Origin of the sequence: Rhodobacter sp. Har01 (assembly GCF_020564565.1) — a bacterium.
Lineage (GTDB): Bacteria > Pseudomonadota > Alphaproteobacteria > Rhodobacterales > Rhodobacteraceae > Pseudogemmobacter.
This window is the reverse complement of sequence record NZ_JAJCTD010000008.1, coordinates 1-23,147: the sequence shown is the minus strand read 5'-3', so window position 1 is coordinate 23,147 and position 23,147 is coordinate 1. Positions and strand designations below refer to the sequence as shown.

The 23,147-nt window shown below is 68.8% G+C and carries 27 protein-coding genes and 1 pseudogene; 8 read left to right on the top strand and 20 right to left on the bottom strand.

Going from position 1 to position 23,147, the window contains the following annotated elements; genetic code table 11:
• Nucleotides 1–2: 2 nt before the first annotated feature.
• The 5 genes from phnK to phnG all read right to left on the bottom strand — a co-directional run bounded on the left by phnK (nt 3) and on the right by phnG (nt 3,887).
• Complete coding sequence (phnK, locus tag LHP98_RS16785) at nt 3–785, bottom strand: phosphonate C-P lyase system protein PhnK (RefSeq protein WP_227253711.1); 783 nt, start codon at nt 783–785, stop codon at nt 3–5.
• Entirely contained in the window at nt 785–1,678 is an 894-nt protein-coding gene (locus LHP98_RS16780; RefSeq protein ID WP_227253710.1) for an alpha-D-ribose 1-methylphosphonate 5-phosphate C-P-lyase PhnJ, read from the bottom strand. The genes phnK and LHP98_RS16780 overlap by 1 nt, the downstream gene beginning before the upstream one ends.
• 114 nt (nt 1,679–1,792) lie before the next feature.
• Nucleotides 1,793–2,878: a carbon-phosphorus lyase complex subunit PhnI gene (locus LHP98_RS16775; RefSeq protein ID WP_227253709.1), complete on the bottom strand. Its 1,086-nt coding sequence runs from the start codon at nt 2,876–2,878 to the stop codon at nt 1,793–1,795.
• The gene (phnH, locus tag LHP98_RS16770) at nt 2,878–3,447 is read right to left on the bottom strand and encodes a phosphonate C-P lyase system protein PhnH (RefSeq protein ID WP_227253708.1); all 570 of its coding nucleotides are present in this window, start codon (nt 3,445–3,447) and stop codon (nt 2,878–2,880) included. Before phnH ends, LHP98_RS16775 begins: the two co-directional genes overlap by 1 nt.
• Nucleotides 3,444–3,887 carry a phosphonate C-P lyase system protein PhnG gene (gene phnG / locus LHP98_RS16765; protein ID WP_227253707.1) on the bottom strand — a complete coding sequence of 148 codons (444 nt, stop codon included), beginning with the start codon at nt 3,885–3,887 and terminating at the stop codon, nt 3,444–3,446. Before phnG ends, phnH begins: the two co-directional genes overlap by 4 nt.
• 109 nt (nt 3,888–3,996) lie before the next feature.
• Between phnG and phnF the strand changes: the two genes are divergently transcribed.
• Nucleotides 3,997–4,713, top strand: a complete 717-nt coding sequence (phnF, locus tag LHP98_RS16760) for a phosphonate metabolism transcriptional regulator PhnF (RefSeq protein WP_227253706.1) — start codon at nt 3,997–3,999, stop codon at nt 4,711–4,713.
• On the opposite strand, the gene LHP98_RS16755 is transcribed toward phnF, so the two are convergent.
• The 12 genes from LHP98_RS16755 to dapB all read right to left on the bottom strand — a co-directional run bounded on the left by LHP98_RS16755 (nt 4,704) and on the right by dapB (nt 15,807).
• A complete protein-coding gene (locus LHP98_RS16755; protein WP_227253784.1) occupies nt 4,704–5,345 on the bottom strand; it encodes a chloramphenicol acetyltransferase in 642 nt (213 codons plus the stop codon). The two genes, phnF and LHP98_RS16755, sit on opposite strands and share 10 nt — an antisense overlap.
• A gap of 39 nt (nt 5,346–5,384) precedes the next feature.
• Entirely contained in the window at nt 5,385–6,722 is a 1,338-nt protein-coding gene (gene phnE, locus LHP98_RS16750) for a phosphonate ABC transporter, permease protein PhnE (RefSeq protein WP_227253705.1), read from the bottom strand.
• Complete coding sequence (gene phnE, locus LHP98_RS16745; RefSeq protein ID WP_227253704.1) at nt 6,719–7,603, bottom strand: phosphonate ABC transporter, permease protein PhnE; 885 nt, start codon at nt 7,601–7,603, stop codon at nt 6,719–6,721. The genes phnE (LHP98_RS16750) and phnE (LHP98_RS16745) overlap by 4 nt, the downstream gene beginning before the upstream one ends.
• Before the next feature lie 63 nt (nt 7,604–7,666).
• Nucleotides 7,667–8,563: a phosphonate ABC transporter substrate-binding protein gene (phnD, locus tag LHP98_RS16740; RefSeq protein ID WP_227253703.1), complete on the bottom strand. Its 897-nt coding sequence runs from the start codon at nt 8,561–8,563 to the stop codon at nt 7,667–7,669.
• Nucleotides 8,564–8,591: 28 nt separating this feature from the next.
• Nucleotides 8,592–9,410 carry a phosphonate ABC transporter ATP-binding protein gene (phnC, locus tag LHP98_RS16735; protein WP_227253702.1) on the bottom strand — a complete coding sequence of 273 codons (819 nt, stop codon included), beginning with the start codon at nt 9,408–9,410 and terminating at the stop codon, nt 8,592–8,594.
• Between the two features lie 104 nt (nt 9,411–9,514).
• Entirely contained in the window at nt 9,515–10,420 is a 906-nt protein-coding gene (locus tag LHP98_RS16730; protein ID WP_227253701.1) for a lysophospholipid acyltransferase family protein, read from the bottom strand.
• A 25-nt stretch (nt 10,421–10,445) separates the two neighbouring features.
• Entirely contained in the window at nt 10,446–11,693 is a 1,248-nt protein-coding gene (locus LHP98_RS16725) for an alpha-D-ribose 1-methylphosphonate 5-triphosphate diphosphatase (protein WP_227253700.1), read from the bottom strand.
• Nucleotides 11,690–12,361, bottom strand: a complete 672-nt coding sequence (locus tag LHP98_RS16720; RefSeq protein WP_227253699.1) for a class I SAM-dependent methyltransferase — start codon at nt 12,359–12,361, stop codon at nt 11,690–11,692. The genes LHP98_RS16725 and LHP98_RS16720 overlap by 4 nt, the downstream gene beginning before the upstream one ends.
• Nucleotides 12,358–13,155, bottom strand: a complete 798-nt coding sequence (phnE, locus tag LHP98_RS16715; protein WP_227253698.1) for a phosphonate ABC transporter, permease protein PhnE — start codon at nt 13,153–13,155, stop codon at nt 12,358–12,360. The genes LHP98_RS16720 and phnE (LHP98_RS16715) overlap by 4 nt, the downstream gene beginning before the upstream one ends.
• Nucleotides 13,152–13,958 (bottom strand): phosphonate ABC transporter ATP-binding protein, encoded by an 807-nt coding sequence (locus LHP98_RS16710; protein WP_227253697.1) that lies wholly within the window; start codon nt 13,956–13,958, stop codon nt 13,152–13,154. The genes phnE (LHP98_RS16715) and LHP98_RS16710 overlap by 4 nt, the downstream gene beginning before the upstream one ends.
• A 7-nt stretch (nt 13,959–13,965) precedes the next feature.
• A complete protein-coding gene (locus LHP98_RS16705; protein WP_227253696.1) occupies nt 13,966–14,832 on the bottom strand; it encodes a PhnD/SsuA/transferrin family substrate-binding protein in 867 nt (288 codons plus the stop codon).
• 165 nt (nt 14,833–14,997) lie between these two features.
• A complete protein-coding gene (gene dapB / locus LHP98_RS16700) occupies nt 14,998–15,807 on the bottom strand; it encodes a 4-hydroxy-tetrahydrodipicolinate reductase (protein ID WP_227253695.1) in 810 nt (269 codons plus the stop codon).
• Between the two features lie 102 nt (nt 15,808–15,909).
• On the opposite strand from dapB, the gene rbfA reads away from it, so the two are divergent.
• The 4 genes from rbfA (at nt 15,910) to LHP98_RS16680 (ending at nt 19,052) form a co-directional block, all read left to right on the top strand.
• Complete coding sequence (gene rbfA, locus LHP98_RS16695) at nt 15,910–16,326, top strand: 30S ribosome-binding factor RbfA (RefSeq protein WP_227253694.1); 417 nt, start codon at nt 15,910–15,912, stop codon at nt 16,324–16,326.
• 3 nt (nt 16,327–16,329) lie between these two features.
• The gene (locus tag LHP98_RS16690; RefSeq protein ID WP_227253693.1) at nt 16,330–17,067 is read left to right on the top strand and encodes a phosphodiester glycosidase family protein; all 738 of its coding nucleotides are present in this window, start codon (nt 16,330–16,332) and stop codon (nt 17,065–17,067) included.
• 3 nt (nt 17,068–17,070) lie between these two features.
• Entirely contained in the window at nt 17,071–17,973 is a 903-nt protein-coding gene (gene truB / locus LHP98_RS16685) for a tRNA pseudouridine(55) synthase TruB (RefSeq protein WP_227253692.1), read from the top strand.
• Between the two features lie 155 nt (nt 17,974–18,128).
• Nucleotides 18,129–19,052 (top strand): alpha/beta fold hydrolase, encoded by a 924-nt coding sequence (locus tag LHP98_RS16680; RefSeq protein ID WP_227253691.1) that lies wholly within the window; start codon nt 18,129–18,131, stop codon nt 19,050–19,052.
• Here the strand turns inward: LHP98_RS16680 and LHP98_RS16675 are convergent.
• Nucleotides 19,034–20,032, bottom strand: a complete 999-nt coding sequence (locus tag LHP98_RS16675; protein ID WP_227253690.1) for a calcium-binding protein — start codon at nt 20,030–20,032, stop codon at nt 19,034–19,036. The two genes, LHP98_RS16680 and LHP98_RS16675, sit on opposite strands and share 19 nt — an antisense overlap.
• A gap of 312 nt (nt 20,033–20,344) precedes the next feature.
• Between LHP98_RS16675 and rpsO the strand changes: the two genes are divergently transcribed.
• The 3 genes from rpsO to LHP98_RS16660 all read left to right on the top strand — a co-directional run bounded on the left by rpsO (nt 20,345) and on the right by LHP98_RS16660 (nt 22,371).
• Nucleotides 20,345–20,614: a 30S ribosomal protein S15 gene (rpsO, locus tag LHP98_RS16670; protein ID WP_227253689.1), complete on the top strand. Its 270-nt coding sequence runs from the start codon at nt 20,345–20,347 to the stop codon at nt 20,612–20,614.
• Between the two features lie 238 nt (nt 20,615–20,852).
• Complete coding sequence (locus LHP98_RS16665) at nt 20,853–21,269, top strand: CopG family transcriptional regulator (RefSeq protein ID WP_227253688.1); 417 nt, start codon at nt 20,853–20,855, stop codon at nt 21,267–21,269.
• 22 nt (nt 21,270–21,291) lie between these two features.
• Nucleotides 21,292–22,371 (top strand): alpha/beta hydrolase family esterase, encoded by a 1,080-nt coding sequence (locus tag LHP98_RS16660; RefSeq protein ID WP_227253687.1) that lies wholly within the window; start codon nt 21,292–21,294, stop codon nt 22,369–22,371.
• 35 nt (nt 22,372–22,406) lie between these two features.
• Here LHP98_RS16660 and LHP98_RS19715 read toward each other — a convergent pair.
• Together LHP98_RS19715 and LHP98_RS16650 are read right to left on the bottom strand one after the other, a co-directional pair.
• A pseudogene (locus LHP98_RS19715) lies at nt 22,407–22,703 on the bottom strand (DUF892 family protein); the annotation flags it as partial.
• Nucleotides 22,704–23,040: 337 nt separating this feature from the next.
• A partial coding sequence (locus LHP98_RS16650) for a transposase domain-containing protein (RefSeq protein ID WP_227253783.1) occupies nt 23,041–23,147 on the bottom strand: 107 nt, incomplete at its 5' end.

Genomic DNA, 23,147 nt, shown 5'->3' with positions numbered 1-23,147 from the left:
GGTTAAACCTGCAATACCGAGGAGACGAGAAGCTGCGTATAGGCGTGCTGCGGGTCGTCCAGCACCTGATCGGTCAGGCCCTGTTCGACCACCCGGCCATCCTTCATCACCATCAGCCGGTGCGCCAGAAGGCGCACCACGGCCAGATCATGGGTCACGATGATGACCGACAGCCCCAGGTCGCGCACGAGGCCGCGCAGCAGGTCCAAGAGACGGGCCTGCACGCTGACATCCAGCCCGCCGGTGGGTTCGTCCATGAACACCAGCCGCGGGCCGGTCACCAGGTTGCGGGCGATCTGCAACCGCTGCTGCATGCCCCCCGAGAACGCGCTTGGCCGGTCGTCGATGCGGTCGGCGGCAATCTCCACCCGGCCCAGCCAGTCGGTCGCCTTGGCACGGATGTCGCCGTAGTGCCGCGCGCCCACCGCCATCAGCCGCTCGCCCACGTTGCCGCCGGCGCTGACGCCCATCCGCAGCCCGTCGCGCGGGTTCTGGTGGACATAGGCCCAGTCGGTGCGGCCCAGCCGCCGCCGTTCGGTTTCCGCCATGCCCAGCACATCGCGCCCGTCATAGCTGACGCGGCCCAGGTCGGGCCGCAAGTGCCCGGCCAGGCAGGACAGCAGGGTAGACTTGCCCGATCCGCTTTCGCCGACGATCCCCAACACCTCGCCCGGGTAAAGGTCGAAGGTCACCTCCGCGCAGCCGATCCGCGGGCCGTAGCGCTTGGTCAGGCCGGTGACGGACAGCAGCGCCTGATCTTCGTAGGATTTTTCCAGCGCGGCCATCACAGCCCCTCCTGCGGCGACAGCCGCCCGCGATGCCCGGCCGCCTGCCGCCCGGTGCAGAAATCGGTGTCGGAACAGACGAACATCCGGCCCCCGCGATCATCGGTGATCACCTCGTCCAGATAGCTGTGCGCCGCCCCGCACAGGTCGCAGTCGTGCGGCGCCTTCGAGGCCTGGAACGGGTGGTCGTCGAAATCCAGACTGACCGCCTTGGTCCAGGGCGGCAGGGCATAGATGCGCTGCTCGCGCCCCGCGCCGAACAGCTGGATCGCGGGATTGTCGCCCAGCTTCGGATTGTCGAACTTGGGGATCGGCGAGGGGTCCATCACATAGCGCCCTTCGACCTTGACCGGGTAGGCATAGCTGGTGGCGATCTGCCCATGCCGGGCGATGTCCTCATACAGCTTGACGTGCATCAACCCGTATTCCTCAAGCTCGTGCATCTTGCGGGTCTCGGTCTCGCGCGGCTCCAGAAAGCGCAGCGGTTCGGGGATCGGCACCTGGTAGACCAGGATCTGCCCCTTGCGCAGCGGGGTTTCCGGGATGCGGTGACGGGTCTGGATCAGCGTGGCCTCTGCGGTGTGCTCGGTGGTTTCCACCCCCGCGGTGCGCGAGAAGAACTTGCGGATCGACACCGCGTTGGTGGTGTCGTCGGCGCCCTGGTCGATGACCTTGAGCCGGTCCTCCGGCACCAGACAGGCCGCGGTGACCTGCACGCCCCCGGTGCCCCAGCCATAGGGCATGGGCATCTCACGGCTGGCGAAGGGCACCTGATAGCCGGGAACCGCCAGCGCCTTGAGCAGCGCCCGGCGGATCATCCGCTTGGTTTGCTCGTCGAGATATGCGAAATTGTACGCATCGGCGCCGGAGACGCCGGAACCGGGCTCAGACATGCGACCTGCCCCTCGAAAGGAGATGCATCATGGACTTCGTGACCATTTTCGTCATTGCCGCCTCTGCCGCCGTCCTTGCCGGCATCGTGATGTGGCCAACCTGACCGGCACGGGTCATTCCGCGGCCTCCTGCAGCGTCGCGGCCTCGGTCCGCAGGCGCCGGACGAGTTCCAGTTCCGACTGGAAATCCACATAGTGGGGCAGCTTGATGTGCTCCAGGAACCCGGTCGCCTGGATGTTGTCGCAGTGGTACAGGACGAATTCCTCGTCTTGCGCCGGCGCTCCGCTGTCGTCCTCGCCCAGTTCCCTCCAGCGCAGGGCCCGGTCCACCAGGCTCATCGAGATCGCCTTGCGCTCTGACTGCCCGAACACCAGCCCGTAGCCGCGGGTGAACTGCGGCGGCTCGGTCTTGCTGCCCTTGAACTGGTTGACCGTCTCGCATTCGGTCAGCTCGACCTCGGCGATCTCGACGGCAAAGCCCAGTTCGGGGATTTCCACCTCGACCCCCACCCGGCCGATGCGCAGTTCGCCCACGAAGGCATGGGTGCGGCCATAGCCGCGCTGGGTGGAATAGGCCATCGACAGGACAAACCCCTCATCCCCCCGGGTGATCGCCTGCAGCCGCAAGGCGCGGGACGCGGGCAGTTCCAGCGGGTCGCGGGTCATGTCGGGCGGGGTTGCGTCGGACGGCGGGGCATCCTCGATCAGCCCGTCGCGGTTCAGGAACCCGGTCACATGCGGCACCGGGCCGGGGGCGGCCGGGGCGATCGCTGCGGGCGGCACCTCGGCGCCTTCGGCGGCCAGGGCGAAATCCAGCAGGCGGTGGGTATAGTCGAAGGTCGGGCCCAGCACCTGCCCGCCGGGCAGATCCTTGAAGGTGGCGCTGATCCGGCGATCCACCGCCATGGCGGCGGTATCGACGGGGTTTGCGGCTGCCAGACGCGGCAGCGTGGTGCGATAGGCGCGGATCAGGAACACCGCCTCGATCAGGTCGCCGCGCGCCTGCTTGATTGCCAGCGCCGCCAGGTCGGGGTCGTACAGTGACCCCTCGGCCATCACCCGGTTCACCGCCAGCCGCAACTGCTGCCGGATCTGCGCCACCGAAAGCTCGGGCACTGCCGGATCGCCGCGGCGTTCCTCGGCCAGCCAGGCATGTGCGTTGTCGATGGCACGCTCGCCCCCCTTGACGGCCACATACATCAGATCGCCTCCACGCGGGTTGACCTTGGCAAGGCGGCAAGCCGGTCGCCGCAGGTGAAGATCGTGTCAAAGCCCAAGGGGAACAGCGCCCGGTTGGCCCGGAAAGTGCGGGTTTCGGGCAGGCTCAGCCAGGTCGCCGTCTCGATCCCGGGGCCGGTCAGGGCAGGGCCGTGGTTGGCCAGCCGGTCCACCTCGACGATCAGCGTGGCCGAGCGGTCGGGGTAATCGGGCTGGCCGATGCGAAAGCGGCTGACAGGCTGAAGGTCCGCCCACAGGCCCAGGGCGAAGTCCGCGTCATCGGCCGCAACCAATGGCGCGCCGATGTGAAAGGCGATCCAGTCGCGCACCGCCGGCGTGTCGGCCTCGCCCGCCAGATGCAGGGGCGTGGTGCCGTCGCACAGCGTCAGCAGCGTCACCCCGGCGGCCACCGACACCGGCAGTGGCGGGCGGGCGCCGGTCACGCGGTGAATCGTGCCGGGCCGGGCCATGGCCTCAAGCACCTCGCGGAAGGCCCGGGCAGACTGCACCGGGGCCTCGGTGAAGCCACCGGCAAGCGCGTCGGCGATCATGCGTCCTCTCCCCGGACCAGCGTGAAGAAATCGACCTTGGTCGCCGCGGCCTTGCCGGCGCGCATGTCGCTTGCGGCCCGAGCCTCGGCGGCCAGCGGGTCCAGCACCCGTGCCCGCAGGTCGGCCGCGCCCGCGGTCTGCATCAGCGCGTCGGCCACCGCGGCCCGGCGGGCATGGCCCTTGTCGCGGCCCTGCACCCAGGCATGGCCGACCGTGCCGCATGCCAACCGGACCGAGCAGCGGGTGACCGTCATTTCGCCCAGGTTGAACGGCTCTCCGGTGCCGCCGACCCGCCCGCGCACCATCACGGCGCCGGTCTCGGGGCTGCGCAGCGTGTCGTGGGCGGGCAGGTCGGGCAGCAGCGCGGCAAGCCGCGCTGCGGGGGCCTTGGCCAGGCAGGCCATCCACTCTTTGCGGGCCGTCGGCAGGGCGTCTGTCATCGCGTCCTCGACATCTTGTCGGTTAACCTATACAACTAGACAAATTATACCCGGGCCGGACACCGGCACCAACAAGAGAGTTGTGAAGTTTTCATGACAGAAGAACGCCTTGCCCCGTGACGCGCTATGGGTCTCGATCGCTGGGGCCTTGCGCGAAGAGATTGCCCAGGGCCTGTATCGCCCGGGTGACAAGCTGCCGACCGAGGCCGGACTGTCCGCCCGCTTCGGGGTGAACCGCCATACCGTGCGGCATGCGCTGGCAGCGCTGGCCAAGGCCGGATCGGTGCATCCCCGCCGCGGCTCGGGTGTCTATGTGACCGCGCGGCCCACCGAATATGCGCTGGGCCGGCGGGTGCGGTTTCACCAGAACGTGGCCGCCTCGGGCCGCGCGCCTTCGCGCCGGATCACCCGTCTTGAGACGCGGCCCTGTGGCGGAGAGGAGGCCGAGGCGCTGCAGCTTGCGGCAGGGGCCATGGTGCATGTGGTCGAAGGCATTTCGCTGGCCGACGGGCAACCTCTTGCGACCTTCCGCTCGGTGTTCCCGGCGGCGCGGTTTCCCGGCTTGCTGGCGGCGATGGAGGGGCAAAGCTCGGTGACGGCAGCCTTGGCGGCTTGCGGGTTGACCGACTACACCCGCGCGGACACGCGGCTGACGGCCAGGCTGGCCGACCCGGTGCTGGCGCTGGCGCTGCAAGTGCAGCCGGCGGCACCGGTGCTGCGGTCGGTGGCGGTGAATGTGGATGGCGCGGGGGTGCCGGTGGAATACGGCACCACCTGGTTTGCGGGCGACCGGGTTACGCTGACGGTGAACCCCGATCAGGCCTGATGCTTTTCCAGAAAAGCCTCGGCACTGAGGCTGCGGAAATCGTCCAGCGTGGCGCGCAGCCGGTCATGCGGCCAATCCCACCAGGCCAGCGCCATCATCCGTTCGGCCGTTCCGGGCGCAAAGCGGGGGCGCAGCGGCTGGGCGGGGATGCCCGCGACGATCATGTAGGGCGCCACGTCCTTGGTCACCACCGCGCCCGAGGCGACGACGGCCCCGGCGCCGATGGTCACTTCGGGCTTCACGATCACGCCATGGCCCAGCCAGGTGTCCGGCCCGATCACGGTGCGGCGGCTGGCGCGGTGGGCCATGAAACCGGCATCGTCCGGCACGTCGTCCCAGTAGTGGGCAGACCGGTACAGGAAATGGTGCAGGCTGGCGTTGGCCATCGGGTGGTCGGTCGGGCCGATCCGGGTCATCGCGGCGATGTTGGCGAACTTGCCGACGGTGGTGTTGGCGATGTCCGCCAGGCGGTCACAATAGGCATAGGCCTGGAAGGCAGAGTTCAGGACGCGGCTGCCCTCACCGACCTCGGTCCAGGCCTCGAAGGTGGAGGCCACGACCTGGGCGGTGGGGTGGATCACCGGGCCATGGGGCGACAGGCGTGTCCCATGATGGGACACCCCCTCGGGCATAATCTTTTCAGCCACTTGCGTTTCCGAATTCATGATCTGTTAACTTTTGCCCCCCTCCGAACCCTTGATCAGCCGGCGCCGCAGCCAGCCCGACAGGCTGTCCATCGCCATCACCATCAGCACGATCAGCACCATGTAATAGGCGACCTCTTCCCAGTCTTTCTGGGTCTGGATCGCCTGGGTCAGCAGCAGGCCGATGCCGCCGCCGACGATGGCGCCGATCACCGTGGCGCTGCGGGTGTTCGATTCCAGGTAGTACAGCACCTGGCTGAGGAACACCGGCGTCACTTGCGGAAACACCCCGAACCGCGCCCGTTGCAGGGCGTTGGCGCCGGTCGAGCGCACCCCTTCGACCTGCCGCTCGTCGATGTTCTCCAGCGCCTCGGAAAACATCTTGCCGAAGGTGCCGCTGTCGGTCAGCGCAATGGCGATGGCGCCGGTCATCGGGCCGGGCCCGAAGGCGCGGCTTAGAACGATGGTCCAGATCAGCCCGTCCACCCCGCGGATGAAGTCGAACACCCGCCGCACGGCGAACCGCAGCGGCCCCAGCGGCATGAAGTTGCGCGCCGCAAGAAAGGCCAGCGGCAGGGCCACCAGCGCGGCGGCAAAGGTGCCGAGGAAGGCCATCAGCACGGTTTCGAACAGCGCCCAGACCACATCGGAATGCCGCCACATCTTGTTGTGCCAGACGTCCGAGATCATGAACCCGATGTTCGTGCGGTCGGGGTCCACCCTCTTGCCCCACAGGGCCAGGCCGGCCAGTTCCAGCGGCCCCTTGCCGTGGAACGGGCTATCGAGGGTGAAGAAGAACAGCTCCCACCCCGGTTCGTATTTGAAGGTTTCCACCTTGGACCGGGAATAGCTGAAGCGCCCGGCGTCGGTGGTGACCGAGACCTTGTTCTCGGCCACCGAGATCCAGTCGGGCAGGGGCTGCGGCGCGGTCAGCACTGGCTTGCCGCCTTCGGGGCGAATGTCGAGGATGCCGTAGCCGGGCACGACGTAGCGCGCGCCGGCCTCGTCATAGGTGACGATGTGGCCGGCCCCGAGGTCGATGGTGGTGACGGCGCCGTTCACCTGCACCCAGTCGGGGGCGGCGCCGGGGGCGTAGGTGCCCTTCGCCTCGCCCTCGATGGCGACGGTCAGGGCGCCGGTGCGGTTGTCGCGTGTGACGTGGGTCTTGTGCGACCAGAAGTCGGACAGCAGGATCGCCGCGTTGTCGAACCGGGCGCGGGCGGCAAGGCCGGCGATGTCGAAGCTGATGGCGGCATAGATCAGGTAGGCGAGGATCGCGGCGGGCAGGGCGAAGGCCAGCCGGCGCCGGGCGGCGAAGCGGCGGGTGACGGTGTCGGCCAGTCCGGGCGCAAGGGCGGCGGTCATGCTTGCGACCCTTTCACCAGGCGGTTGCGGAAGTGGTCCGAGGTGCGGTCGATCACCACGATGGACAGGAACAGCAGCAGGAAGATCGCCACCACCTCGTCATAGCGGCCCTGGCCCCATTGCATCGCGATCTTGAGGTCGTGGCCGATCCCGCCCGAGCCGACGAAGCCCAGGATGGCGCTGGCGCGGACGTTGATTTCAAAGCGCAAAAGGGCATAGGACAGCCAGTTCGGCGCGACCTGCGGGATCACGCCCAGCCACATCCGCTGGCCCCAGCTGGCGCCGACCGAGGCCAGACCCTCGACGGGGCGCAGGTCGGCGTTCTCGGCCACTTCCGAGAAGAGCTTGCCCAAGGCGCCGCCGGTGTGCAGCGCGATGGCGATGACGGCGGGGACCGGGCCGCCGCCAAGGACGAAGATCAGCACCAGGGCGATGACGATTTCCGGGATGGCGCGGAGCGCGTCCATGCTGCGGCGGAAGAATGGGATGGCGCGGGGCCAGCGGGCCAGCCCGCGGGTGGCCAGCAGCGCCAGCGCCATGGCCGCAAGGGCGCCCAAGAGGGTGGCGACGGCGGCGATGTTCAGCGTCTCGACCAGCGCGGGGACGTGGGCCGCGATCAGGCCGGGAATGTTGGCGCGGGTGGCCCAGGCCTCGGACAACACTTCGGACGGGAAGGCGGTCAGCATCGGCAGCCCGTCCCAGAAGCCGCCGGCGTTGCGGTCGTTGGCCAGGATGAAGCCCGAGGCCATCAGCGCCACGAACAGCGCCAGGAGGATGCCGCCATACATCCGCTTGCGGCGGACCATGTCGAGATAGGCCGCGCGGCCATCTGTCAGGTCGGGGCGGCGGCCCGGTTCGGGCCCGAAGGCGATATCGACCATGGGGTGTCCTGCAAGGAAAAGGCCGGACCCCAGAGGGATCCGGCCGGGCAGCGGAAGCGGGGCTTACAGGCCTTCCTGCAGCTTGCGGGCGTCGATGATGCCCTGATAGTCCTCATGCTTCACCGGCACGAAGTCCTTGGCCTCGCCGGCGGCGACGCCATAGGCGCATTCCTTGTCGGTTTCCCACAGGTCGGCGGTCAGCTGGGTGACCTTGTCCTTGACGTCCTGCGGCAGGGCGCGGCGGATGACCATCGGGCCTTCGGGGATCAGGGTCGAGCGCCAGATTTCGACCAGGTTCGACATGTCCACGAGGCCCGCATCGGCGGCCTTGCGGAAGGCGCCCGAATTGTAGCCGTCTTCCCAGTTGCCCAGACCATCGGCCCAGCTGACACCGGCGGCGAAGTCGCCGTTGGCGACGCCGACGATGGTCTGCTCATGCCCGCCCGACATCTTCACGTCCGAGAAATACTCTTCCAGCTTGCCATACTTGGCCGTCAGTTCGGCGGCGGGCACCAGGTAACCGCTGGTCGAGTTCGGGTCGGCGAAGGCGAAGGTCTTGCCCTTGGCATCGTCGATCGAGGTGATGCCGCTGTCGGCCCTGGCGAAGCCGATGGAGTAATAGCCGGTCGAGCCGTCGACGTTCTGCTTGGTCAGCATCACGTCCACCGCTTCGGGGTCGGTCAGGTAGACCTTGGCGTAGGCGCTGGCGCCCAGCCAGGCATAGTCGAGCGTGCCGCCCAGAAGGCCCTGGATCACGCCGTCATAGTCGGCCGGGGTGAACAGCTTGACGGGGACGCCAAGGGTTTCCTCCATCTTCACCCGCAGGCATTCGGTCGAGGCGAGGCGGTCCTGGGCGTTCTCGCCGCCAAGGATGCCGATGTTGAAACCGGTGATCTCTTGCGCCTGGGCGGCAGAGGCCAGGATCACGGTCAGGGCGGTTGCAGTCAGCAGCTTTTGCATGGGTTCTCCGTGGGTTGGTCGTTCAGGGTCAGGACAGCATCGCGTCCGCGTACGAGCGGTCGGCCGAGGCATCGGCGGGGATGGCGGTCGAGGTGGCGTCTTCGTTGAAGGTCTCGTCGGCGCCGTAGATGTCGCGGGCGACGCCGGTGGACAGCTGGTCGGGCGCGCCGTCGAACACGATGCGGCCGTCGCGCATGCCGATCACCCGGTCGCAATAGCGCCGCGCGGTGTCCAGCGTGTGCAGGTTGGCGATGACCATGCGGCCGTCCTCGACGTTGATCCGCCGCAGGGTGTCCATCACCACCTGGGCGTTCATCGGGTCCAGGGAGGCGATGGGTTCGTCGGCCAGGATGATCCTGGGGTCCTGCATCAGCGCCCGGGCGATGGCGACGCGCTGCTGCTGGCCGCCCGACAGCGCCTCGGCCCGCTTCGGTGCCTGTTCCGCGATGCCGAGGCGATCAAGGATGTCGAGCGCGCGCAGGATGTCGGCGCGGGGCCAGAGGTTGAACATGGTCTGCAGGGTGCTGCGGCGGTTGAGGATGCCGTGCAGCACGTTCGAGGCCACGTCCATCCGCGGCACCAGGTTGAACTGCTGGAAGATCATCGCGCATTGCGATTGCCAGGCGCGAGCCTGCGTGCCCTTGAGCGCCAGGATGTTGCGGCCTTCGACCAGGACCTCGCCCGAGGTGGCGTCGGTCAGCCGGTTCAGCATCCGCAGGAGGGTGGACTTGCCCGCGCCGGAACGGCCGATGATGCCCACGAAGGCTGGGCGGTCGACGGCAAAGCTGACGTTGTCCACGGCGGCCTTTTGGCCGAACAGGCGCGTCAGGCCTTTGACTTCCAGCATCGGCACACCCCCAGGCGGTCACTGCCGGCGGTCGTATCCACACGATGTGACAGCCGCCCTTCAATCGCGTGAAACTTGCATGACGGCAGTCCCGGTCCGGCGCGTCACCAGCGGATGTGCGACGGCCAGGCGAAGGCTTCGTCAGGATCGGCAAGGGCGGGCATGGCAAGCGCCATGGTGCTGTGGCGCAGGGTCTTGGCCACGGCGTCGCGATCCAGGCGGCGCAGGTCCGCGGCGGCGAGGGGGGCCCCGATGTTCAGCGTGACCGGTCGGCCGATGCGACGCCGGGTCTCGTGGAAGATCAGCGCCACCCGCAGCGGATAGGAGGCATGGCTGGCCAGTTGGAACAGGCGCGAGTTCTGGCCGGAGAAATGCAGCGGCAGCGTGGTCACGCCGGGAATGGTCGCCAACCGGCCGACGAAGGGATGCCAGGGCGAATCCACCGCCCGGCCGCGCCAGGGCCGGTTCGCGGTCGCCACCCCGCCGCCTGGAAAGATGGCCACCACCTTGCCCGCCGCAAGCAACTCGGCCGCCTTGCGCCGCGTCTCGCCGGTCAGCCGGCGCGCCTCGGGCGTGCCGGAAAAATCGACCGGCAACAGGTGCGGGTCCACTTCGGGCACCCGGCACAGCAGGCTGTTGGTCAGGATGCGGACGTTGCCGCGCAGGCGCATGCCCAGATCGCCGATGGCCAGCCCGTCGACGATGCCGAAGGGATGGTTGGCCACCAGCAGAAGCCCGCCTTCGTTCGGGACCGCGGCCAGGTTCGCCCGGCCTTCGATCTGCGTCTTGACCCCCAGCAGCCGCTGCGCCGCCGCGAAGACGGATTCGCCGGGCTGCCGGCCATAGGCCACCCAGTCGAGATACAGCCGCTGCAGCCGCGGCCGCCCGGACAGGGTCTCGACCATCTGGATCAGGCCGCGGCGCAGCGGCGACTGGCCGGGGTGCGCATAGGTGAAGGTCACCGGCGGCGGCATCGGGTCGATGTCGAAGGTCAGCGCGTCGGACATCATGGGCGTTGCTCCTGAGGCAGGGCGGTCAGTGGACGGGTTCGGGCTGGCGGACGGACGGCAGGCAGGAATAGCCGCCGCGACGCGACACCCAGGTGCGCAGGGGCGCGGGGGCGTGGCCCTCGGGCCAGTCGAGCAGCAAGAGGTCGGCGCGCAGGCCGGGCGCGATGCGGCCGCGGTCGTTGAGGCCCATCGCGGCGGCGGGGTTGGCGGCGACCAGCCGCCACAGCGCCGGCAGCGGCGCCACGCCGTCGGCGTGCAGGCGGACCACGGCGCCCAGCATGGCGGGGTAATAGTAGTCGGAGGCGAGGATGTCGCAGAGGCCGCGCGCTATCATCTCGGCCGCGCCGGGGCTGCCGAGGTGGCTGCCGCCGCGCATGGCGTTGGGGGCGCCCAGGACGATGGCATCGCCGGCCTCGCGGGCCGCAAGGAACACCCGTTCGTGCATGGGGAATTCGGCCACGGTTGCGCCGAGGCCGCGATAGTAGCTGCGGGTCGTCGGCTGGCTGTCGTCATGGCTGAGCATCGGCACGGCATGGGCGCGGGCCAGCGCGGCGATGCGGTCGATGTGGCCGGGCACCTCGGGGCGCCGCGCCCAGACATCGGCGATCAGGGCGACGAATTCGGCGGTGGTCATGTGGGCGCGTTTCGCCCGGTCGGCCATCTTGTGCAGGAAGCCGGGGGCGGTCAGTTCGGTGACCGGGTAGTCGGGGGCATGGTCGAAGGGGCGGTCGTGCAGGGCGACCTCGGGGTGCAGCAGCGCCGCGGTGGTGTGGTCGTTGAACGCCAGCGAGGGCCGGTCCAAACCGGAATCGGTGCCGCGGAGGACATGCTCGATCAGCGGCTCTGCCTCGGGGCAGAAGGTTTCCCAGCGCAGCTGGACGCGGTTGTCGGCGGTCAGCCGATGCCGCAGGGCGTGCAGCGCCCGGACGACCTGCCAGCCGGTTTCCACGCTGCGCAGGCCCGGCTCCCACGACAGGGTCAGGGCGTGGTAGGCGGTGGCGATGCCGTTCGCGGCCAGTTGCCGATCGGTTTCCAGCAGTGCCGCCTCGGTCGGCACGGTGACGCCGGGGCGCGGCATGAGCTGGCGTTCGAAGGCATCGCCGTGAACATCGACGAAGGCGGGGGCCAGCAGGCGGCCGCGGGCGGGGATCACGCTGGCGCCGTCTCGGGCGACGTCCAGGCCGGTGATGCGGCCGTCCTCGATGCGGACCGAGGCGGTCTCGATCCGGTCATCCAGCACCAGGCTGGCGCCTTCGATCAGCTCGGCGCTCATGCCAGACGCTCGGCCAGGAAATGCCAGTGCCAGGAGCCGGGCTTGTCATGCGGGCGGTCGTAAAGGGTGAACGGCTCGAACCCGTGCAGGAGGGCAACCAGATCGGCCGCATTGCAGAAGTGATGCGGGTGGACCTTGTCGCCGGGGCCTTCGAAAACCCAGGTGTGGCGGCTGATCTCATGCCCGGGGGCCTTGGCGCGCTCGACCGCCAGGCGGCGGTTCGACAGCATGGTGGCCATGAAGGTGCCGCCGGGGCGCAACACGCGGTGAACCTCGGCCAGGGTGCGGCGGACCACGCTTTCGTCACCGTGGTAGATGACGTTCCAGGCGAGGACATGGTCGAAGCTGGCGGAGTCGAAGGGCAGGTCGGTCATCGCGGCCAGGCGGATGTCCAGCGCGGCGCCCTGGGCAACGGCGGAGGCCTTGACGGCGGCGACAGAGGCTTCGGCGGCGTCCAGCGCGGTGACCTGGTGGCCCATCGCCGCAAAGGCCAGCGCGTGGCGGCCGATACCGGCGCCCAGGTCCAGGATGCGGCTGCCGGGCGGCAGGGTGCCGGCGTGGTCCGTCACCCAGGGTTCGGCCTTTGCCCAGGGGCTGCCGGCATCGGCCTGCTGCCACTCGGCGTTCCAATACTGGTGGGCGGTGTCGGTGGGTTGCGCGGTCGTCATATGAGTTTCCTTCGGATCCAGCCCGAGCCCTGCTCGACGGCGATGACGAGGGCGAGCATCATCAGGATGATGGCAAGCGCCTCGTCGTAGTTGAAAAGGTCGAACGCGACCTTGAGGTCGACCCCGATGCCGCCGGCGCCGACAAGCCCCAGCGCGGCCGAGCCGCGCACCGATTTTTCCAGCGCGAACAGCGAGGTGGCGGTGAACGAGGGCAGGCTGGCCGGGATTACCGCCGAAACGATCAGGCCCAGGCGCGAGGCGCCGATGGCGCGCAGGGCGTCCTGCGGGCCGGGGTCGGTTTCCTCCATCGCCTCGGCGAAGAAGCGGCCGGCAAAGCCGATCTTGTCAACCATGATCGCCAGCACCCCGGCGGCAGGGCCAAGACCGACGACGATGATGAAGACAATCGCCCAGACCAGATCGGGCACGGTGCGAAACAGCGCGATCAGGGCGCGGGCGGCGGTGCGGATCAGCGGGTGCGGCGACAGCCGGTCGGTCGCCAGGATGGCGAAGGGCAGCGCGAAGACCAGCCCCAGGGCACAACCGGCAACGGCCATCTGCAGGGTTTCCAGCAGCTTCCAGCCGATCGGGACGATGCGGCTGAAATCCGGCGGGAACATCTGCATGACCAGGCCCGAGGGCGCGAACAGCCGGGCGACGCCGCGGCCGATCTTGTCCAGCGAGGGCGCGGTGGCGGCCAGCGAGGAGACGACCAGCGCCAGCACCAGCACCAGCCCGGTGTATTCCGCCAGGCTGCGGCGGCGGAACCGGGTCGGGGCGACGGCCGCCGTCATGCGGCGACCCCGTGGTCGAAGAACCGGCGCAGGCCCGGTTCATTGGCCTGCGCGGTGGGCAGGTCCAGCGCGATGCGGCCCTGGGCCAGGCCCAGGATGCGGTCGGAGAAGGCAAGCGTGTGTTCCAGCCGGTGCGAGATCACCAAGAGCGACAGCCCGTCCTGCCGGACCAGACCCAGAAGCAGCGCCATCACCTCTTGGCCGGTCTGCGGATCAAGGCTGGCGTCGGGTTCGTCGGCCAGGATGAACTCGGGGCGCTGCATCAGCATCCGCGCGATGGCGACGCGCTGCTGTTGCCCGCCGGAAAGCCCGTCAACCCGCGCCATGGCGCGGTCGGCCAGGCCGACACGGTCAAGGCAGGCCATCGCCTCGGCCCGAACCTCGGCCGGGGCCAGCGCCTGGAACCAGCTGCGCGGGCCGGACAGCCGCGCCTGCACGCCGTGGGTCACGTTCGACAGCGCCGACAGCCGCGGCACCAGGTTGTGCCGCTGCCAGACCATGCCCACCCGCGCCCGGAACCGGCGCAGGTCGCGTGGCGGCAGCGCCCGCACGTCGCAGCCCAGCATCTGAATCCGGCCGGCATCGGGTTCGCCACCCAGCCGGATCAGGCATTTGAGCAGCGTCGACTTGCCCGACCCGTTGGCCCCGATCAGCGCGGTGGCCTGACCGGCGGGAACGACGAAGCTCAGCCCGTCCAGCACCTTGCTCCCGGAGAAGGCGCGGGACAGGCCGTCAACGGCAAGCACGGGGCCCGCCGCAACGGACCCCGCCAAGACCTGCGCCGGATGCGCGGGCGCGTTCATCGGCCGGTCACTGGCCGACGAATTCGGTGAACTCGGTGATACCGACGTTGACATACATCTGGCGCACGACGTCGTAATCGGCATCGGTCACGGCAGCTCCGAAGGCACCGCCGATATACTTGGCGTTCTCTTCCGTCGAGGTCAGCGCCGCCAGCAGCTCGTCGCCCTTATCCGCAAAGGTCTTGCGGACGGTTTCCACCACCTCGGGCGCCACCTTGGGCGAGACGAGCAGCACATCGTTCGGCAGCGTGATGCCCTTGGCGATGGTGCGGAACTTCTGGTCGGGGAATTTTTCGGTGATGCTGTCGATGTGGGTGCGGTTCAGGCCGATGGCGGCGATCTCGCCGTTGATCAGCGCCTCGACAGCGACGTTGCGGTTCAGGAACACCGGCTCGTAGTCGGTGGCATAGGTCAGGCCGGCCTCGGACAGCAGCGTCACCGGGCCAAGGTGCTGCGAGGTCGAGCCGATCTCGCCGAACGAGACCTTTCCGCCCTTGAGGTCGGCCGGCGTTTGCGCCGGGCTGGCATCCAGCACGACGAGGGTGGAATAGTAGTCGGGGCGGACCCAGGTCACCACCGGCTGCGCGTCAAGCCGGGCGTTGAACACCACGTATTCCGCCGGGCCGGTCAGCACGAAGTCGATCTGGTCGGCGGCCATCGCCTCGACCGCCACGGTGCGCCCCGAGACCGGGAAGAATTCGACCGTCAGGCCCGAGGCGGCTTCGAAGGCGTCCTTGAACGGCCCCATCTCGCGCTGCAGCGCCTCAAGCCCGTCGATGTCGGTCACGGCAAAACGGATGGTCTCCTGCGCGGCGGCCTGCACGGCGACGAACAGGCCTGCGGTCAGGATGCCCGTGGCGAAAAGGGTTCTCATGGCGTTCTCCGGGATGAATGGACAGCGCCCGCCTATCATCGGAGCATGACCGCCAGACGACGCGCCCATCACAGGAATGCGACAGACCCGCCCGCCAGGCGGGACGGGCATGCGGCGTCAGGATCAACCCGCGATGCCGGTCTTCAACCGGGGCCGACCCGAAGGTCAGAGCCCCAGCACGTTCATCATGTCATATTCGCCCGGCTTCTGCCCCTGCCCCCAGAGCACCGCCCGCAAGGCCCCGCGGGCAAAGATCGCCCGGTCGGTCGCCACATGGCGCAGCACCACCCGCTCGCCGTCGGCGGCAAAGATCACGTCGTGCTCGCCCACGATGTCGCCGCCGCGCACCGCCGCAAAGCCGATGGCCCCGCGGACCCGCGCCCCGGTGATTCCGTCGCGCCCCGAGACGATGGAATTCTCCAGGCTGACCCCGCGCCCCTCGGCCGCCGCGCGGCCCAGCATCAGCGCCGTGCCGGATGGCGCATCCACCTTGGCCCGGTGATGCGCCTCGACGATTTCCACGTCCCAATCCTCGTCCAGCGCGGCGGCGATCTTCTGCGTCATCCGCACCAGGAGGTTGACGCCAAGGGACATGTTCCCCGCCCGCACGATCACCGCATGCCGCGCCGCCGCGGCGATCCTTTCCAGATGCGCGGCCTCAAGCCCGGTGGTGCCGATCACATGGCAAACCCGCGCCTGCGCCGCCAGCCCGGCGAACTCCACCGTCGCGGCCGGAGTGGTGAAGTCCACCACCCCCTGCGCCCGGGCAAAGGCCTCGACCGGGTCATCGGTGACCGTCACCCCCAGCGCCGGCCCGCCCATCGCCTCGCCAATGTCGCGGCCCACCCAAGGGTGCCCCTCGCGTTCCACCCCCGCCACCAGCCGCGCCCGCCCGCTGTCGGCAATCGTCTTTACCAGCATCCGGCCCATCCGGCCGGATACCCCCGTCACCACGATTCCCGGCACGTCCGCCATTGGCCAACCCTCCACGCTTCCCTTCGCGCTTTAGCGCCCATCGCGCGCCCGCGAAAGCCCGGCCCGTTGCGGTGCCCGCCGATTCCGCATAGACCGCTGCCCATGTCCTCCAAACGCTCCTCCTCGGGCCAAGGCCCCTCGCAGCGTCAGCTGCGCGTCGGCGAGTTGATCCGCCGCACCCTTTCCGACGTGCTGAACCGGGCCGAGATCCACGATCCCGAACTGAACGCCATGTCGATCACGGTGGGCGAGGTGTCGTTGTCCACCGACCTCAAGGTTGCCACGGTCTATGTCATGCCGCTGATGGGCAGCGTGCCGGTCGAGGACGCCATCAAGGCGCTGTCGCGCAACAAGGGCGAGTTGCGCCACCGCGTCAGCGCCGAGCTGACGCTTAAATACGCCCCCGACCTGCGCTTCCGCCCGGATGAAACCTTCGACCGCCTGGACGAGACCCGCCGCCTGTTCTCCGACCCGACCGTCCAGCGCGACCTTGCCGCGCCGGATGAGGATCAGGTCTAGGCCATGCGCCGCCTGCTGGCCCTTCTGGCCCTGCTGCTGCCGCAGACGGCCCTTCCGGCGGCGGCCACCGCCTGCCGGGACGAGGTGTTCGAGGCCACCTCCTTCACCCTGTGCGAGGTGACCCGGGCCGATGACCTGCGGCTGTTCCTGAACGGCGCCGATGGCCCCTACGGCAGCTTTGCCGCCGTCAACGACGCGCTGGCCGCCGATGGCGCCACCTTGGGCTTTGCGATGAACGCCGGCATGTATCACCGCGACCTGTCGCCGGTGGGCCTGTTCGTGCAGGCCGGGCGCGAACTCGCGGGACTTGTCACCCGCGACGGCCCCGGCAACTTCGGCCTTCTGCCGAACGGCGTGTTCTGCTGGGGCGAGGGCGGCTTCCGCGTCGTCGAAAGCCGCACCTTCAAGACCCGGCGCCCCGCCTGCACCTGGGCCACCCAATCCGGCCCGATGCTGGTGATCGGCGGCGCGCTGCACCCCAAGCTGCTGCCCGACAGCGATTCGCTTTACATCCGCAACGGCGTGGGGGTCAGCCCCGATGGCAGCCGCGCCGTCTTTGCCATCTCGAACGACGCGGTGAACTTCCACCGCTTTGCGCGGCTGTTCCGTGATCACCTTGGCCTGCCCGACGCGCTGTATTTCGACGGCAGCATCTCGCGCCTCTACGCGCCGAACCTTGGCCGCAGCGACCTTGGCTTCCCGATGGGCCCCATCGTCGGCGCCGTCGTCCCGAAAGGCTAGGCCATGGCCCGCACCCGGAAAGGCCGCCCCGTCTCGGGCTGGGTCATCGTCGACAAGCCCGCCGGCATCGGCTCGACCGAGGTCGTCGCCCGCGTCCGCCGGGCCTTCGGCGCGCAAAAGGCCGGTCACGCCGGCACCCTTGACCCCGCCGCCACCGGCGTTCTTGCCGTGGCCCTGGGCGAGGCGACCAAGACCGTGCCGCTGATCACCGACGCCAGCAAGGCCTACCGCTTCCGCATCACCTTCGGCGCGGCCACCTCGACCGACGATGCCGAAGGCGAAACCCTGGCCACCAGCCCGAACCGCCCCACCGACGCGCAGATCGAAGCCGCCCTCGCCGCCTTCCGCGGCGACATCCTGCAAGTCCCGCCGCAGGTCTCGGCCGTCAAGGTCGACGGCGAGCGCGCCTATGACCTGGCCCGCGAAGGCATCGCCATGGACCTCGCCGCCCGCCCGCTGTTCGTCGAGCGCCTGAGCCTCCTCGCCCGCCCCGACCCCGACCATGCCGATCTGGAGATGGTCTGCGGCAAGGGCGGCTATGTCCGCAGCATCGCCCGCGACCTTGGCCGCGCCCTGGGCTGCCTCGCCCATGTCCAATGGCTCCGCCGCGACTGGACCGGCCCCTTCCGCGCCAGTGACGCCTGCACCCTGCAAGACCTCGACCGCCTTTCCGGCATGCCTGAAATCGACAGCCTCCTCCACCCGCTTGAACAGGCCCTCACCGGCCTGCCCGAACTGCAGGCCACCCCCGAAGGCGCCACCCGCCTGTCGCACGGCAACCCCGGTCAGGTTCTGGGCCACTTGCCCTACGGCTCCGAGGCCTGGGCCAGCCTCGACGGCCTTGCCCTCGCCGTCGGCCGCTACATGGGCGGCGAGTTGCACCCCAGCCGCGTCTTCAATCGCTAAGCCCCCCTTCCTCCCCAACTTCATCTTGGCGAAAATACCCCGCGGGGGCCCGGGGGCGCGAAGCCCCCGGCGGCCGCCGTCAGCACTCTTGCGCACCCCCGGCCGGCCGCTGCACCATCCCGGCCTGACCGCTGCCGCGCAAGGAACCCATGCCGATGTCCGAAATCCCCGGTTTCACCCGCCGCCGCATCGCGCTGCCCGACATCACCCTGTCGCTGCAAGAGGCGGGGTCAGGCCCGGCGCTGATCCTGCTGCACGGCTACCCGCAGAACGGGATGTGCTGGTGGCGCGTCGCCCCCGCCCTGTCGCAGCATTTCCGCGTGCTCATCCCCGACCTGCGCGGCTATGGCCAGTCCGACGCGCCGCCCGACGACGCCACCCACGCCACCTATTCCAAACGCCAGATGGCCGCGGACATCGTCGCCCTGATGGATGCCCTGCACCTGCCCCAGGCGATGATCCTTGGCCATGACCGCGGTGCCCGCGTCGCCTATCGGCTGGCCTTCGACCACCCCGACCGGGTGTCGCGCCTGGGCATCATCGAGATCGCCCCCACCGCCGAATACTGGGCACATTGGGGCGCCGAACTGGCCCTTGCCGCCTATCACTGGACCTTCCTTGCCCAGCCCGCCCCCCTGCCCGAACGGATGATCGACGCTGACCCGGTGGCCTATATCGACTGGACCCTTGCCTCCTGGACCCAGCACAAGTCGCTTGCCGTCTTCCCCGCCGATTCCCTGCGCAGCTATCGCGAGCAGGCCCGCGACCCCGCCCGCATCGCCGCCATGTGCGCCGACTACCGCGCCGGGGCCACCACCGACCGCGCGCATGACGAAGCCGACCGCGCCGCCCAGCGCCGCATCACGGCGCCCTTGCACTTTCTCTGGGGCCGGCACGGCTTTCCCGCCCGCACCGGCGACCCCGCGGGCATCTGGCGCCGCTGGGCCGAGACCGTGACCGACGCATCGGTGGACAGCGGCCATTTCGTCATGGAAGAGGCGCCCGAAGCCGTGCTGGGCGCCTTTCTGCCGTTCTTTCGCGCTGCCACCCCGCCTGGGGATCAGGCCGCCAGCAGTTGAATGTCCGCCGGAGTCACCGTGCCGTTCACCGTGGCCACCGAGGTGCCGTCCAGCAGGATGTTCACCGCGTCCGACCCCTCGACGGCCTCGACCGTCACCTGCGGATCGGCATGCACGGCGGCATCATAGACCAGCACGATCTGGTCTTCTGCTGCGTCATAGTCGGTGATCGTTGCGTGCCCACCCTCGCCCAGCCACTGGCTGAGGGTGAATTCGTCCGCCCCCGCGCCGCCGCTGGCATAGTCGCCCGCGCCCAGGGTCAGCACATCGTCACCGGCGCCGCCGTTCAGGAAGTCGATCTCTTCATCGTCGCCTTCCGGGAACAGGCCCGAAAGCATGTCGTCGCCGGCGTTGCCGTCCAGCGTGTCCGACCCTGCGGCGCCGGCCAGCACATCGTTGCCGTCGCCTCCGGCCAGCCAGTCATCGCCCGCGCCGCCGTCCAGGCTATCGTCGCCGCCGCCACCCAGCAGCGTGTCGCCGCCATCGCCGCCGTCCAGCACATCCGCGCCTTCGTGCCCGGCCAGCATGTCAGCGCCGGCCTCGCCCCACAGGCTGTCTGCGCCGTCCTGACCCTCGATCAGGTCGGCCCCATTGCCGCCCAGGGCCAGATCGTCGCCCGCCCCGGCCCAGATCCGGTCATCGCCATCGCCGCCATCCAGGCGGTCGTCGCCGCCCTGCGCGTCGATCTGGTCATTGCCCGCGCCGCCGGCCAGAAGATCGTCAGCCTCGCCGCCCGAGATCCTGTTGTCGGCCGCATCGCCATGAACGGTGACCGGATCATCCTGCGCGTCCGGGGAGTCGTCGCTTTCGGCGCCGTCTTCGTCCTGCAACAGGTCCTGGTCGCCTTCCTCGTGCGGCGTCTCATCCGCGGCGTCGTCGCCGGCATCATCCTCGGCGTCCTCGCCCGAGGTCAGCCCCATGACGCTTTCCGCCAGAACCCCGGCCAGGACAGCACCCATCATTCCCAGCATCAGCAGCATCGCTTGTCACCCCACATCTGTCAGAAGCCGCCCCCACGGCGGCGTTAACCATGTTCCCCTCCAACCTTCTGACAGGATTAGGAATTCATCCGCCGTGATAGCACGAATCAAGCCGTCCTCGCAGCCGTTCGACGCTGCAAGCTTTCGCCAAATCGTTCCGATCTTCTGGCGGGCCGCGGGCCGAGAATCCGGCTTTTCTTTCGGTCCGTTTCCCCCTATACGCACGCATCCGCCTGCCAAGGCGGTGTTCAAGGGCCCTGCTGGACGACATCCCGGCTGTGGCCGTCACGCCAAACCGCAAGGAGCATTGCGATGTCGATCACGGTTGAAGAGAAAGCGCGGCTGATCAAGGAATACGGCACCAAGGAAGGCGACACCGGTTCGCCCGAGGTTCAGGTTGCCATCCTGTCGTCGCGCATCGCCACGCTGACCGAGCACTTCAAGACCCACAAGAAGGACAACCACTCGCGTCGTGGCCTTCTGATGCAGGTCGCCCAGCGCCGCAAGCTGCTGGACTATCTCAAGAAGAAAGACGAAGCGCGCTACACGACGCTGATCCAGCGCCTCGGCCTGCGCCGCTAAGCCCTTTCACAGGTTTCCCGCAAACGCCCGTGCCGAAAGGTGCGGGCGTTTTGCCTTGCGGCCGGTCCCGGGCCGGCAAGCGCCGGCGGGGCCCGGCGCGCGGCAGTCACCGGTTCGAAGACCAAAGGATTGGCGTCAGCGCCCCGGCCTGCAAGGGACCGGCAGAAGGACGGCGCCGACTTCAGTCTTGAACTCTGCATGTTCCATCCATATACCATCCATATGGATGGAGAGAACCATGCCGAACGGCAAGCCGCCGCGCGAGACGCAGCCCGAAAGCGAGAAGATCACGATCAATCTTGGCTTCGTCGATCTCGGGCGGGTCGATCTGCTGGTGCAAGAGGGCTTTTACGCCAACCGGAGCGATTTCATCCGCTCTGCCATCCGCCGGCAGCTTGACGCGCAGGACGAGACGGTCAGAGCCAGTCTCCAGCGCCAGACGCTGGAACTGGGGCTGCGCGACTATGGCCGGGCCGACCTTGAGGCGCTGCGCGACGCCGGCAAGGTTCTGCATGTGAAGGTGGTGGGTCTGGCGCGGATCGCGCCCGACGTCTCGGCCGAGCTGGCGCGTGCCACGATCGGCTCGATCACCGTTCTGGGCGCGTTGCAGGCCACCCCCGAAGTCAAGCGGGCCTTGGCCGGACGTATCCGGTAGAACATCAGGAAGGACTGAGCCGATGACAGATTTCGACCCCCGCGCCTGGCGCACCGCGATGGGCCGCTTGCCATCCGCAGCGCCGTCCTTTGCGGCCGATCTGGTCCAGCGCACGCTGGCACAGCACGGCCTTGCGTCAGGGGCAACGGCAGAGGCCACGACCAGCTCTCCGTTGCAGGACATGATGGCACGCCTGCGTCCGGCAGCGGCGGACGTCCGGGCCGCGGTGCCCGACATCCCCAGCGGCGCCCGCTGGCAGGACGAGCAGTTCAACTGCGAAGCGGGCAGCCGTCGCTATTGCACCTATGTGCCCACTCTGGCCCGCCGGCGGGCCACCGGCATGATCGTCATGCTGCACGGCTGCACCCAGACCCCCGAGGACTTTGCGGCAGGCACCGGGATGAACGCGCTTGCCGAGGCCCATGGGTTCATCGTGGTCTACCCCCACCAGTCGCGCGGCGAGAACGCGCAGACCTGCTGGAACTGGTTCCGGCGCGGCGACCAGCACCGCGACCAGGGTGAGCCGTCGATTCTGGCCGGCCTTGCGCGCAACGTTGCGGCCGCGCAGGGCGTGCCGGGCGACAGGATCTTTGTCGCCGGACTGTCTGCCGGGGCCGCAATGTCGGTGATCCTGGGCGAGACCTATCCGGACCTGTTCTCTGGGGTGGGCGCCCATTCGGGCTTGCCAGGCGGCGCGGCCACGGACCTGCCGTCCGCCTTCGCCGCGATGGCGGGGAATGGCCCGGACCGGGCGACCAGACCCGGTGCCGTGCCGGTGCGGACCATCGTTCTGCATGGCAGCGCCGACACCACGGTCCACCCGTCGAACGGCCGCAGGATCGCCGAGCGCGCGGTTGCGCTTGGACCCCGGCAGGTGGTGCAGGTCGATGATCGCGGCACAGTGGCGGGGCGCGCCTTTGTTCGGCAGGCAAGCCTGGACAGCGACGGGACCGCGCTTGTCGAGCATTGGGACATCGAGGGATTGGGCCATGCCTGGTCGGGCGGGTCGCCGCGCGGGTCCTTCACGGACGCCAGGGGGCCGAATGCCAGCGAAGCCATGATCCGGTTCTTCTTCGCAAGGGACGGGCTGCCCGGGCTGTGATGGTCGTCCTTCCGCCGGATGGTGAAGGTCCGCAGCCTCTGCCGCAGCACGAGCGACGTCGCGCCGCGGCAGGTCGATCTGTGCTTTGTGCCGGAAGCCACCACGCCGACGGCATGCCCGGCCAGCTTGATGCGGACCCTGCATTTCTCGCCCTCGGCCTCTTGCCAGACGGCCTTGATCACGCGCCTGAGGATGTCGACCTGTTCGCGGGTATCGTCAATATGTCGGGGAATGGCGGTCTTGAGGTCCTGTCCGGAGTTCCCGTTCCGGATTCCCTGTGGCTGGGAAGACGGAGATCGGGGTCTCTGTTGCGCACATCGGCTGACGGCCACCCTGTTGATTTCCACCCGGAACTGAGCCGGGTCGGCGCGTAATTTCCACTGAGAATTGAGCCATGTGAACCTTCCCCAGAAGCGAAGAGCGGCGGGGGCAACGGAGTGATCCAAAAGGGACTGAGGCTCCGGGCGGCAAGCGCACGAAGCTGCAGGTCGGCCATGTCAAGCTGGCGCACAGACTAACCTCAAAGTGCGGACGTTTCAGGGGAGCAGGTCACCGTGAACCTGCTGCGCTTCATGTTCGTCTCCTTCGCTGGAGAACAGACTAACTTCAAAGTGCGGACGTTTCAGGGGAGCAGGTCAGCGGAATTCGTGTAAGCGTCCGGCCAGACTGCTATCGGTTCCAGCGCCACGGGAGCAGATCGTTGACCTTTGTGATTTTGTAGTCCGGAATGCGTGCGAGGGTGTCGGCGAGCCAGGCGTGGGGATCGACGGTGTTGA